Annotated in this window: 11 protein-coding genes; 1 reads left to right on the top strand and 10 read right to left on the bottom strand. The window is 38.4% G+C overall.

What is annotated here, in order from left to right; translation table 11 throughout:
- Positions 1–401: 401 nt before the first annotated feature.
- The 8 genes from AB3I42_RS00990 to AB3I42_RS00955 all read right to left on the bottom strand — a co-directional run bounded on the left by AB3I42_RS00990 (position 402) and on the right by AB3I42_RS00955 (position 9462).
- Positions 402–1103: a GntR family transcriptional regulator gene (locus tag AB3I42_RS00990; RefSeq protein WP_010719934.1), complete on the bottom strand. Its 702-nt coding sequence runs from the start codon at positions 1101–1103 to the stop codon at positions 402–404.
- A 239-nt stretch (positions 1104–1342) separates the two neighbouring features.
- Positions 1343–2104, bottom strand: a complete 762-nt coding sequence (locus AB3I42_RS00985) for a formate/nitrite transporter family protein (protein ID WP_010719935.1) — start codon at positions 2102–2104, stop codon at positions 1343–1345.
- Between the two features lie 337 nt (positions 2105–2441).
- Positions 2442–3884: a glycoside hydrolase family 1 protein gene (locus AB3I42_RS00980; protein WP_306690231.1), complete on the bottom strand. Its 1443-nt coding sequence runs from the start codon at positions 3882–3884 to the stop codon at positions 2442–2444.
- Between the two features lie 14 nt (positions 3885–3898).
- Positions 3899–5767 carry a beta-glucoside-specific PTS transporter subunit IIABC gene (locus AB3I42_RS00975; RefSeq protein WP_034699718.1) on the bottom strand — a complete coding sequence of 623 codons (1869 nt, stop codon included), beginning with the start codon at positions 5765–5767 and terminating at the stop codon, positions 3899–3901.
- A 120-nt stretch (positions 5768–5887) separates the two neighbouring features.
- Positions 5888–6739: a BglG family transcription antiterminator LicT gene (gene licT / locus AB3I42_RS00970; RefSeq protein ID WP_010738350.1), complete on the bottom strand. Its 852-nt coding sequence runs from the start codon at positions 6737–6739 to the stop codon at positions 5888–5890.
- 256 nt (positions 6740–6995) lie between these two features.
- Positions 6996–7718 carry a class A sortase gene (locus AB3I42_RS00965; protein ID WP_010738352.1) on the bottom strand — a complete coding sequence of 241 codons (723 nt, stop codon included), beginning with the start codon at positions 7716–7718 and terminating at the stop codon, positions 6996–6998.
- Between the two features lie 51 nt (positions 7719–7769).
- The gene (locus AB3I42_RS00960) at positions 7770–8096 is read right to left on the bottom strand and encodes a nucleotide pyrophosphohydrolase (RefSeq protein WP_010719940.1); all 327 of its coding nucleotides are present in this window, start codon (positions 8094–8096) and stop codon (positions 7770–7772) included.
- Between the two features lie 172 nt (positions 8097–8268).
- Positions 8269–9462, bottom strand: coding sequence for an MFS transporter (locus AB3I42_RS00955; protein ID WP_010738353.1), 1194 nt, complete (start codon positions 9460–9462; stop codon positions 8269–8271).
- 343 nt (positions 9463–9805) lie between these two features.
- Here AB3I42_RS00955 and AB3I42_RS00950 point away from each other — a divergent pair, with 343 nt between their 5' ends.
- Positions 9806–10495 (top strand): N-acetylmannosamine-6-phosphate 2-epimerase, encoded by a 690-nt coding sequence (locus AB3I42_RS00950; protein ID WP_010738354.1) that lies wholly within the window; start codon positions 9806–9808, stop codon positions 10493–10495.
- Between the two features lie 283 nt (positions 10496–10778).
- Here AB3I42_RS00950 and AB3I42_RS00945 read toward each other — a convergent pair whose 3' ends face one another.
- Entirely contained in the window at positions 10779–11663 is an 885-nt protein-coding gene (locus tag AB3I42_RS00945) for a diacylglycerol kinase family protein (protein ID WP_010738355.1), read from the bottom strand.
- 103 nt (positions 11664–11766) lie between these two features.
- Entirely contained in the window at positions 11767–13773 is a 2007-nt protein-coding gene (locus AB3I42_RS00940) for a VWA domain-containing protein (RefSeq protein WP_081125401.1), read from the bottom strand.
- Positions 13774–13812 lie beyond the last annotated feature (39 nt).

Genomic DNA, 13812 nt, shown 5'->3' with positions numbered 1-13812 from the left:
TTTTCTACTCTCTAAGGAAGCTAATCCTAAAAATACACAATCTTTCCCCCATCACAAGAAACCACCTGCGAATATCTTGACCCATGTATCTGATGGCTTCTGCGGTAATAACGGCGTGCCTTACAAAATATGAAAAGCTATTTTCTGGTAAGCCTTTAACCTCAGGCTTTTACCTCCTGATAGACGGTGTTTAAAAGGTTGCTTCTGCGGTAATAACGAGCGTACTTACAAAATATGAAAAGCTATTTTCTGGTGAGTCTTTAACCTGGGACCTTTACTTCCTGATAGACGGTGTTTGAACGATTGCTTCTGCGGTAATAACGGCGAGCCTTACAAAATATGAAAAGCTATTTTCTAAGGCTCGCCGTTATTACTTGAAGCAGAACATCGTTCAAACAACCTTATGTTTCATAGTCGATATGATAAGGATGCAGATTGGTCTCGTAAATTGCTTCTGAATATTCGATTGTTTTCCCCAAGTGAGTCTTTGATTGTCGCGTTCTTTTAATCGCGATTTCTGAGGTAGTTTTTAAAATTTCCCGTTCATCCTTTGTTAGAAACACAGCGGAAAAATCATCGGCAAAGGAGTCGATGGCATAACCTTTTTGGGTCAATAAACGATATAAAGACTCTTCATCAAATACTTTGCGCTTGATTTCTAACAAATCACTTGGCAGATAATGCGTAAAGTAAATATAAGGACGGTCGTTTAAGTAGTATAATCGCTTAAAACAGACAGCCGTTGAACCAAAAGAGGCAAATAATGGGTGATCTTTTTTTAAAGTGATTTTCTTTAATTCCAACGTTTCTTTGTGAACTGTATGTTGTGAGTTTTCTAGAATCTGTGTAAAACTTGCCGCTTTTGACAAACGATTGTATGGACGATTACTTACTACCGTCGTCCCTCGTCCGCTTTTCTTTTCGACATATTCATCTGTTGCTAATAATTCAATGGCCTTACGAACCGTGATCTTACTTACTTGAAACATTTCTTCTAATTCATTTTCTGTAGGCAACATGGTGCCGACAGGATACTTTCCTGAAAAGATATCTTCTTTGATCTTGTCTGCAACTTCTAGGTATAGTACACGTGTCCTTTTCATAACTTCACCTTTCGATTTTATTACTAGAATCATAGCACATATAAAATAAAAAAAGAATATAAACGCCATGGATTAGCTATGTTGGTGGATTGAGGATTGAGACAATAGTTCTTCTTTTTTATCTATAAAATTATAATAGGAAGAAATTATTTTATCAGTTACAAAAAACACCAAAGTAAGCAAAACGCAAACTTCGATGTTCTTATTAGGCTTCTAACTTATCGTTCAACATGCTTATTTCAATGATGCTTATAGCTTGCATAGTAAAATCCTGATACGAATATTGCACCGCCGACAATATTACCGATATAAACTGGGATAAAATTCAAGAGAAATTCTGTCCAAGTTGCTTGTCCTTCAAAAATTGCGGCTGGGATCACAAAGCAGTTAGCCACACTATGCTGAAAGCCAATGGCAACAAAAATCATTACGGGAAACCAAATAGTCAATACTTTTCCAGCTGCATCTTTTGCTCCATAGGATAGCCATAATGCTAAGCCGACAAACCAGTTACAACCGATTCCCGAACCAAGTGCTTGCCACCAAGAAGCTTCGATCTTATGATCAGCAATATGGATGACTTGGTCCAAATAAACGCCTGAATGAGTCAATCCGACAAAGTGTCCAAAGAAATATGCAACAAAAATGGCACCCACGATATTAGCTAACGTGATAATTGTCCAATTTTTAACTAATTGTGAAAAAGTTACTTTTTTATCCATAAAAGCAATTGCAACCGCCATCATATTTCCAGTAATCAATTCCCCGCCACCAAGCAGGATCACCAATAGTCCGATAGGAAACACAGCCGCCCCTACTAAACTAGTTAAACTCGCCAGTGATTCTGGAATCGAAGCTGAAACTCTGATGTAGGCTAAATAACCTAACGAGATCATTGCTCCTCCGATAAAACCTAGAATCAATTTCGCAAGAATTGGCTTTTGGATCTTTTTCGTTCCAAGATGGATACTGATATCCATAATTTCTTCTGGTGTATACATAGATGTTCAAACCCACACTTCCCATATTTTTTCAAAAACAATAGTGATTTATTTCACATTTTCATTCTAGATTATATCATCTTCCCTTCCTAATCCCTATGATTATTTTAAAATAACCGATATTTTTTTATCATTCTATGACAAAGCATACAAGTGAGACTTTCCCACATCTCGTGATTTTTTTCTTTAGAACAACGAGAGTAAAATGAATCGCTCGATCAAATAGAAAAAAAGATCATTTTCGACAGTGATTTGTCAAAAATGACCTTATTTTCTTTATCAGAAATGAACTATTCTTAATTTCTTAGTAAACAACGGTTCTATCATGAATACAAACTTACAGTTCTTCTCCATTGGTGGCAATGACTTTTTGATACCACTCAAAAGATTTTTTCTTTGAACGATTTTTGGTTCCGTTCCCTTCATCATCCAAATCAACATAGATAAATCCATAACGTTTACTCATTTCACCAGTCGAAGCACTTACCAGATCAATACATCCCCATGGCGTATATCCCATGAGTTCTACTCCATCAGCCACAGCTTCTTCCATTGCTTCGATATGCCGACGTAAGTAATCAATACGGTAATCGTCATTGATGCGCCCGTCTTCTTCTACCTTATCAATTGCGCCTAACCCATTTTCAACAATAAACAATGGTTTTTCGTAACGGTTGTACAACTCGTTTAATGCAATCCGTAAACCTTCTGGATCAATCTGCCATCCCCATTCACTGGCTTCTAAGAATGGATTTTTAACTCCACCTAAAAGATTACCGGCTGAGGCCGCTGCATCTGGGTCCGTTTCGTTGACTGCAGTAGACATATAATAGCTGAAACCGATATAGTCGACTGGATATGCTTGCAACAACTCAAAATCTTCAGTCGTTTGTTCTAATTTGGCACTATCTACGCCATATTTTTCATACGTGCGGTTTGTGTATGCCGGGTATTTGCCCCGTACTTGAACATCCGCACAGAAGAAATTAAATTCTTGGTTCTGGATCAATGTAGCTACTTGATTGATTGGATTAGCATCTATGCTATACGTCGTTGCATAGATAATCATACAACCCACTTGGCTATCCTCCCGTAATTCATGAGCGATTTTTACTGCTTTACTACTTGCTACAAATTGGTTATGCCATGCTTGGAAGATATTTTGATAATCAGCTGCACCATTACTTTTTACTAATCCTTGACTCAAAGCTGGAAAATGAAAAGCTGAATTGATCTCATTGAACGTCATCCAATATTTGACTTTATCGCTGAATCGTTCAAGCACCACTTTAGCAAAGCGTTCGTAAAATTCAATCAGTTCTCGGTTTTTCCATCCGCCATATTTTTTTGCTAGATTTAATGGCATCTCGTAATGGGAAATCGTGATCACAGGTTCAATCCCATATTTCAAACATTCATCAATCACTTCTTCATAAAACGTTAAGCCTTTCTCATTCGGTGTTACTTCGTCTCCTTGAGGGAAAATCCGAGTCCAAGCAATGGAGAAACGATAACATTTAAAGCCCATTTCAGCAAAAAGCGCAATGTCTTCTTTAAACCGATAATAATGATCGATCCCTTGATGGTTAGGATAGGTATATTTATCTGGTTGGATCGTCCAATCAAAGTCTTCACTGCCAATAACTGCAAATCGTTGTTTCCCCCCAGGCATCGCATCAGCAACTGAGAGCCCTTTCCCATCTTGATCGTAAGCACCTTCTAATTGATTGGCAGCTGTAGCGCCACCCCATAAAAAATCTTTTGAAAACTTTGTAGTCATCTGCTATTTCCTCCTTATTTGACAATTGCTAGAAAATCTTCACTAGCAATCAGTTCTTCTTGATTTAATTCCAACACATCAGCAAAATGTTCCGTATTTGTAATAACGATTGGCGTGATCACACTGTATCCAGCGGCTTTAATCGCTTCAATATCAAATCGAACCAATAAATCACCAGCTTTTACTTGATCCCCTTGTTTTACAAAAGTCTCAAACCCTTGTCCTTCAAGCTCAACGGTATCCATACCGATATGCATCAAGATTTCAATCCCATCTTTCGTTGTTAAACCAACCGCATGACCTGTTGGGAAAATGGTCGTGATCTCCCCATCTGCTGGCGCAATCAATTCACCTTTTTCCGGATCAATCGCAAGCCCTTTTCCCATCGCTCCAGAAGAGAAAACTTTATCCGGAACATCAGATAATGGCAGGACTTTCCCGCTTAAAGGACTTTTTAGATTATGTCGAGCAGAACTAATCGTGTCACCTGCTGTTGTTTGTTGATTTGTTTCTAGTTTTTCATCTTGGACGGTTTCATCAAATCCAACGATCAGCGTACCTACGAATGCTAAGACAAATGAAAGAGCTGTCGCAAGGATTGCCATGGTCACATTGGATTCAACTGCTTGGTTCGTACTAATAAACGTTGGGATCGTTAACAAGCTTACTAACCCGCTAGAGAAAGCTTTCACACCAGCAAAACCAATCATTGCGCCTCCGATACCGGCTGACAGACAAGCAACGACAAACGGTTTCTTTAACGGTAAAGTTACCCCATAAACAGTTGGTTCCGTAATGCCAAAAAGTGAGGTAATTGTAGATGAAATACCTAATGAACGAAGCTTAGTATCTTTGGTCCGAATCGCCACTGCTAAGGCTGCACCACCTTGAGCTAAAACGGCTGGTAAAAGCATTGGAACCATGACGTCAAACCCATATTGTTCAATATTCAAGAACATGATCGGTACAAAGCCCCAGTGCATCCCAAACATTACGAACACTTGCCATAAACTTCCCATAATCAAGCCCGCAACTAATGGACTAAAGCTGTAAATCGAATTAAATAGACTACCTAACCCATTACCGATAACTGTCCCGATTGGACCTAACAGTAAGAAAGTTAATGGCACCATCACCAATAAAACGATCATTGGTACAAAAATCATTTGTAAAAATTGTGGAATCACTTTTTTCACCAGCGGTTCAAATTTGCTTTGGACCCAAACAGCCAAAATGATCGGAATCACTGAAGATGTGTAACCTGATTGAGCTAACACGATTGGTAATCCAAAGAAATCCACTGCCCCTCCAGCTCCAGCTAGTTGCGTGATTGCTGGATAAACTAACGCCATAGCAATTGCCACAGATAAAAATTGGTTCGTTTTGAATTTTTTGGCTGCAGTAAAAGCTAACATCACTGGTAAAAAGGTAAAGACACCATCTGCGGCTGCAAATAGAATTTGGTAAGCCCCAGTATCCGCTGAAAGCCACCCTAACACCGTTGCCAAAGATAAAAATCCTTTTAAGATCCCTGCAGCTGCCATTGCGCCTAAAAATGGCGTGAAAATACTAGAAATAATATCAATCAAGCGATTCAAAGGATTTTTTGACTGATCCTCTGTTCCCGATTGATCTGTCAGACCTTGCTCATCAACGATTGCTTGGTAAACGTCAGCCACATTACTACCGATAACTACTTGGTACTGACCACCACTTTGTACTACTTGAATCACATCTGGATCCTGTTTTAACTTTTGTGTATCTGCGACCGATTCATCTTTTAATTTGAAACGTAAACGTGTCGCACAATGTACTAAACTATTAACGTTCTTTTCGCCTCCGACTGCCTCCCATACTCTTTTACCAACTGCTTGATTATCCATCTTCTTTTCCTTCTTTCTAGTTGATTTAATCAAATAAAAAACCTAGATTGAAAAAACGGTCACGAAAATTCGTGCCCTATTTTTCAATCTAGGTTTTGCCTGCTTTACCAGTAACAATCCTTAAGATTGGGTACTTTGTTTTTCACTCACTACACGTTGGATGTGAATCGTTAAATAGATTTGTTCTGCGACTCCCATTGGTTCCTGTTGTGTTTTTAAGAGATAGTCATTGATCCGTTCCGAACAGCGAAAGGCTTTTGGATATTTCCCTTGAACAAGCGCATAGAGAAATTCATCCTGCTCATCCGAACTTTCGCCCTTTAAATAGCGTTGTGTAAAAAATTGTAAATGGGTAATGATTCGTTGGTAATTCAACGATTCCTCGTCAAATGTCACACCAAAGAACTTACTAATAATGCTGAGAATATCTCTAACGATCGTCGTTGCAGTCATCGTGACTTGCATATCCCCATTTCCTTGTTGGCTATTCACTAAATGAAAAGCGATAAATCCTGCTTCGTCAATCGGCAGACTGACTCCAACTTTTCTCTGGATCAATTGCAATACTTCTTTGGCCACCAAGTATTCTTTCGGATAAAATTTCTTTGTTTCAAAAAGAAGCGGATTTGGTAACTGGATATTTTCGTTCGCTCGACAAATCGCATAATGAATATGATCGGTCAATGTCAAATAAATATTTGACGACAACGAAACGCCTAATCGTTCTTCCGCCACATCAACGATCTGTTTGACTAATTCTACTTCTTCTAATGGGACATCCGCCATCAGCTGTTGAAATTGATTGGTTGCTAAGGAATCTTTTAAAACAAATTCTTTTTGAACTGCTGTTTTATCAATCCTATCACCAGGTCTTTTTTGAAACGCGAGGCCTTTGCCCATACAGATAATCTCTTCACCTCGTTCGTTTTTTGAAATGACGACGTTATTATTTAAGACTTTTTCAATAACCATTTTCCCTCGCCCTCTCATAAAAAAATAAAAAAACCTAGAATCCCCCTGTACTTTAGGTTGAATTCTGGTTTTGCCTGCCGAGCAGTAACAATCCATCGATTATCTGAACCAAGCATAGCACCCTTCTTTTATTTTTGCAAACCTTTTCAACTTTTTTTTTTTAGTAATTGTAAAAATGAGAAATTAAAAAACCGACGAAAACTATTAGCTATTCGAGCGAACTAGCAATCGTCGGTTTTTCATTAACTATTTTCGTCTAAAATGTTCGTGTTTCCATATTGAATGCTGCCTTCATTTCTTTCGTCGCTTTTTTCATTGGTGTAACCTTCTCTAATTCTCCTTGAACGACTAATCGAGTCACCGCATTCATATCTCCGCACGTAATCAACGTAACGAGCGATTTTCCTTCTTGGATATTTAACAGCTGGGTCTCCGTCGGTGCCACTTTTTCTTTAAAGGTTGCTTTATACGTATAGACATTTTCCAAATCTACCAAATAGATTTTATCTCCTAATGATAAATTTTCTAGTGGCGTAAATAATAGTTGTGGATTGCTCGAACGATGACTCGCTAAAGCATAATTTCCTTTTCCCATTTGCTGATTAGGATCTAATGTCCCCGCACCATAAAGCAAGTTCGCATTATCTAAACCTCTAAAAATCGGGATATTGATTGCCACAGAAGGAACAGCAATACTACCAATAACTGGTAAGTCTGTTCGATTCAGTTGGGCACGCAACACACTTTCCGTACTCATTGACTCCACTGCATCAAAATCAAAACTTGCCTCTTTTTCGTTGTTTTTCTTAATTTCATCTTTTGTCACATTGGCAATTGCGTATTTATCTCCGGTATTTTTAACAAAATAATCTTTGATCTGTTCATTAAAAATTAACGCTAAGCCAACCAATAATAGTAAAAATAAGAAAAAATTGGCGATCCATCTTTTTACTCGACCTTTGCTTGGTTTTTCCTTCATTCACTTGCCTCCCTTATTTAGCTAAAATAAACGCAACCTGTAGTTTCACACTTAAAGTTCTGTATATTTCTTTCGTTGTCCTCGACTTGCTTCTACTGGATATTTCAATTTATTTTTTGCTAATTTTTCTTCAATAATTTCATCAAGATCCAACTGTAAATTGTCAGCCATCATGTAAGAATAGATCAAGACATCTGCCAGTTCTTCTTTGATCCGCTCTAATGATGTTTCCTTCACTTCTTCTGGTTGCTTCCATTGAAAAAGCTCCAGTAATTCAGAAGCTTCTAAGGAAATAGAAATTGCAAGATCTTTTTCGTTATGAAATTGTCGCCAATTTCTTTCGTCTCTAAATTGATTGACTTTCGCCATACTATCCATGAACATTCACCTATTTCTTTATTCGATTACTAATAATCATACCATGTTTTTAATAGAAAATAAGTATATTTACCTAGATAAAATAAAATATACGTATTTATTTAACGATCTTTTTATAAAGCAAAATGATAACGAATGTTACTTATCCACTGATAACTTACACCAATGGATGTTATTCTTGTAAGCTGAATTTTAATTCTTTTACACCAGTAAGTGTCCACAAGACCACTAGACTGACAAGATAAATACTACTTAGAAAAATAATCACAGCAGATAATTGATAATGATCCATCAAAAAGCCAATAATGATCGAAGAAAATCCACCTACAGCTCTACCTAAATTCATAATAAAGTTATTGGCTGTTGCACGGATCTCAGTAGGATACAGGCTACTAATGATTGCACCATAGCCGCCATACATGCCATTGATAAAGTAACCAACAACCACCGCTGCTGCTACTAAACTCCATTGACTACGAGCTAAAACGAGTAAGAAGACCGAGAGCGCTGAACAAATCAAGAATAAAGTAAAGGCTGTTCTGGGACCTAATTTATCCATGATGATCCCAAAAGTCAACATACCTAATGACATCCCCACAATCGTACTCACCATCCATAAAGACGAACCTGAAACGGATAATCCTAGTTGTGCTTGCATGATCGAAGGTAACCAATTCATCAAACCAAAATAACCAGCAATTTGGACAGTCACCATGGTACTCAAGCCAATCGTCTGCCAAGTAAGTTGTTTTGTTTCAAATAGATTACGTAACTTTGTCGCCTTTTTAGTTGCTTTCGCAGCTTGAAATGCCTCCGGTTCTTTTAAACCATGTCGGATGACTAAAACTAATAATACGGGTAATACACCAATCACATATAGCATGCGCCACCCGAGCCATGGAATGACGATTGCCGCCAAAATAGCAGCGAGAGCCGCGCCTACTTGGGCTCCAATACCAGCAATGGACGAAGCTCGTCCAATTTGTTTTTTTGAAAAAGTTTCAGAGATCAAAGACATACAAGCGCCATACTCGCCCCCAGCCCCGATTCCGGCAATAAACCGAAACAAGTAGACTAAATAAATCGTTGAAGAAAAATACATCAATAATGAAGCAATTGAAAATAAGATAACCGTTTGAGAGAACACCTTTACTCGACCATATTTATCCGCCATCAGACCAAAAAAAATACCTCCAACGAGCATCCCCAGATTAGTGATCGTCGCAATCATTCCCGCTTGTGTTCCACTAATATGAAAAGTTGCAATCATTGAAGATAAAGAAAAAGCTAGGAACATGATATCCATATTCTCTAATGCAATCCCTGATGATGTTGCTAATAAAACCTTCCGTTGATACTTCGTCATTTTTGTTACCCCTTTTCTTTCATTTTTACCCTAAATTGTTAAAATCATATATAAAAATCAAGAAAAAAGCAAGAACTTTTGTTTTTTTATGTTAATTCATTCACTCAACTGATCTACGCTGTTTTTGAGAACTATCACTTGCTCAATAATTACGAAATCGCTACACTTATTTTGTAGTCAAAAAATAAAGCGTTTTTCTAAACCGCTTATTTGTTTGAGCAAGCAATTTATCTTAGATGACCGTTATCTAAGTAATCACTTTTTTGCTACCATTCGCATAGCCTTAGCTCTTTGCGAAACGTTTTTGTGAAACTGAGAAAAAACTATAAAGGAGAAAAACAGAATGGACAAACAATTATTCTTAGAAAAAATTGCTGGTGGGCTGATCGTTTCCTGCCAAGCCTTACCTGGAGAACCTTTTTATACAGAAGAAGGTAGTTTGATGCCTTATTTTGCTTTAGCTGCTGAAAAAGCAGGAGCTGTTGGTATCCGTGCGAACTCAGTACGAGATATTATGGCAATCAAAGAAAAAGTTTCCTTGCCGATCATTGGTATCATTAAACGTGATTATCCCCCTGAAGCACCATTTATTACAGCAACCATGCGGGAAGTTGATGAACTAGTAGCCACAGGGGTTGAAGTTATCGCTTTGGATTGTACTTTACGCAAACGCCACGATGGTCTGAACATCAATGAATTCATTGCTAAAGTCAAAGAAAAATATCCACAGCAATTATTGATGGCTGATATCGCCACTTTTGAAGAAGGAAAGAATGCTTACGAAGCAGGAGTTGATTTTGTGGGGACAACTTTAAGCGGCTATACAGAAGAAAGTGTGAAACAAGCTGGTCCTGATCTCCCACTCATCCAAGAACTGATCCAAGCTGATATATGCGTTATTGCAGAAGGTCGGATCCACACGCCACAACAAGCCAAACAAGTCAAAGATTTAGGCGTAGCTGGCATCGTTGTAGGTGGCGCGATCACACGCCCTCAAGAAATTACTCAACGCTTTATCGAAGCATTAGATTAAGAGACTCCTTCATTTTTTCAGGAGAAATGCTTTTTCGTCCTTCTAACTAAATCAGCTAAATAGAACTAACCAAAAACAGCCAGAACGAGACTGAGCCAAACCTTGCCTCAACCTCATCCTGGCTGTTTTTCAGTTTATTATTCCAACTTTATTCACAGCCTCTGTCTCACCAGATTCTCAGATCCGCTTAAAATCGACATCAGATGACAGGGGGACCTACTGTTCAAAACAAAGACTATGACTCAGATCAACAGCTTAGAAAGATGATCCTCCCCCTCGTTTCTCAACAATAAATCATCAGATGTGAAGGAAGAACTTTTAGTGTGACAGGCAGCTTGACACCTTCATCACCATCCACATTTGTTGCCAATTCTTGGTCTTCATTCAAAGCAATCTGGATCGTTTCACAGGTTTGATAAGCCAGATGATCGGTAGAAGAATCAACACCTTTTAACAAATCAGGCAATGTTTTTAACGTATCTAACAATGAAGTGTCTTTTAAATAAACCAAGTGCAATTTGCCATCATTTACTTTAGCATTAGGTATCAACGTTTCAAAACCACCAATTGAATTAGTTAATCCTACCAGCAATGTACTACTTTCAATTTGTTTTTCCTGCCCATCAATGACTAACTGGAATTTATAAGATTGGGTTCCAGCCAATTGCTTGATTCCTGAGATAAAGTAAGCAAACTTACCATATTTTGTTTTCTTTTCTGGATCTACATCATTGATTGACTCAGGAATGGTTCCAATCGCCACGACATTCATAAAATATTGGTCATTGATTTTCCCAATATCTAATGGTTGCAACGCATCCATTGAAAGATGAGCGATAGCTTCTTCGGGTTCTAACGGTATGCCTAAAGCACGGGCTAAGTCGTTGACTGTCCCTAACGGAATAAAACCAAAATTTGGACGATGTGCTTGTTCAGCGATCCCATTGATTCCTTCATTAACAGTACCATCTCCACCCATAACAAACACGCTGTGGTATCTATCCACTGCTGCTTCTCGAGTAAAATTCTTGGCATCTCCAGCTTTTTTCGTATGAAGAACAACGACTTCATCAAACATCGTGGTTAACTTTTGATGGGCCAGTTTTTCATATTCTTGTGCTTGTTCTCCTCCAGAACTTGGATTAACGACCAACAACGCTTTTTTCATCCTGTTTCCCCCTTCGTTTCACAACATGACTTTGACTAAACTATAGCACAAAAAAACTCAGAACATCTAGTTTCAGACATTCTGAGCTACACCAGCTGATTGGCTATCTTATTTTACGAATCAAATAATAACCCACCGATCCGACGATCATCGTTCCCAGAAAGACCAGAATGGATGAGGAATGTTCATTTGTTTTTGGTAACTGTTCCGCTTCAGAATCAGTCGAAGATTCAGAAGCAATCTGGAGCATCGCCTCTTTTTTAGTTGTACTTGGTCCAGAGTTTCTTAAGTCGATGGCGCTTGATTCGGTCATACTTGATTCTGTGGTGCTTGGTTCCGTTGTGCTTGGTTCCGTTGTGCTTGGTTCGGTCGTTTTTTTCGTATTCGTGATCACAAAAGAATTGCCATTATTGGTTACGGTACTCTCAAACTCATCAGGTACATTCACTTCCGCTACTTGATAAGTAAAGTCTTCTCCTTGATTATTGTATTTTGGTAAGACCGCTTTTTCGTTGCCCACTGGCAGTTCCTTGATCGTCGCTTGATAATTATCTTGTTTTCTTAAAGAAAGCACCGCTGAACTTTGCCAACTCGTAGGATCAACGACCGAACTCCTGCTAATCACATAGTCAATAGTCTCTGGGATCTCGGATGCCGCTACATTTTTCCATTTTTTTGCTACTTGGATTGTGGTTGTCGGTGCCTTGATTGAAGGGATTGGAAAATCAAGTAATTCACTTTCATTTGTTGGTGCTAACGTTGTCCGTCCATTACACAAATACCAAGTTTCGCCTTTAAAATGAGTATTTTCAGTGTTTAAACGGACTTGATAGGTACACGTAAGCCGTTCATTTTCCCCTAATGCAATATTTGCAATCGTAATCGTTTGGTTCGCTTCCGATACAACTACATCAGCCACTACATCATTGGCTTGTTCCCAATTTCCTTGTTCATTTTTTCGCCAACCGACTAATTGATAGGAGCGTTCATTAAACTCACCCGCTCCTTGGAGTAAAATGTCTTGCCCCATAGGATCAGTGATCGTACCATTAGGAATCGTTTTATCAATTTGGTTGGCGATCTCTGTTAAGGCAGAACCCAAACCGCTTAGATTTTCATCGGTTGTAAGGTATTGTTGCGGTTTAGAAGCTAAGTTTCGCCCAATATATTCCCCTCGAGCAGAAGGTGCTGTCGCTATCGAATAACAGGTAAAACCCGAATGCTTGAGAGAAACAATCGTTCCTAAGGTCGCATCTGTCACAATTGAACTACTAACAGAAATTGCATTGGGATCAGAAGGGTTACTGTTCGTCGTATAGTATTTGTCAGAATCAGTTTGAAAATCTTGAATATAACGATCGGTATGGTAGCCATTATAATCAATGATCTCTCCCTCATTTGGATACTCTTTCGCTCCTTGTACTGGAAGATAACTACGATTGGCACTGTCATCACCAATATGAATAAATAGTTTTTCCGCTTCTGGCCGACTTTTCTCCAATAATAACCGTTGCCCTGCTAATAATCCTTTTTGCATAAATGTTCCCGAATGTGACTCAGCGGTATATTTCAAGAAGTTCTCTAAGTCATTCATATTACTTGAAAAACCATTTGTTGAATAAACCTCTCGATTGTATGCTACAATCCCCACGCGGATATTCCCATTAGCTAACGAATCCGCTAATTCATTGCCAAATTGTTGTAATCCGATTAAAGCATTGGTTAATTTTTCGCCAGTCATGGAGGAAGAATAATCGATCACCAAAACTAAATCAATCGGTGTTCCGATCTGGTTGCCTTTCACATCTAACGTGACATCAAATAAACCTTGTGTCTCGCTATCTTCTTTGACACTCTTTTTTAAATATGCACGGTCGGCGTAATTAACATAATTTTCTTCGTCAAATACGGCTTCTGGTGCATGGCCATAATCATAATTATAGGTATTCCCTACTGCTGTTCCATTTGTTAAACGTTGTCCCGTAGAATCGGTATAAGCAAAATCAACCGTCTCCGCAAATGATTTTTGCATCCCTATTCCCAGTAAAATACTCATTAATCCTACGAATAAAATCACTATCTTGAAATAGCTGTCTTTTCTCGTTCTCATCATTTCTCTCCTTTTCTACCAACAGATTTCCCCATCCTT

Source organism: Enterococcus sp. C53, from assembly GCF_040887425.1.
GTDB classification, from domain to species: domain Bacteria; phylum Bacillota; class Bacilli; order Lactobacillales; family Enterococcaceae; genus Enterococcus_B; species Enterococcus_B hirae.
The sequence above is the reverse complement of the archived record's forward strand: the minus strand, read 5'-3'. Positions and strand labels throughout refer to the sequence as shown.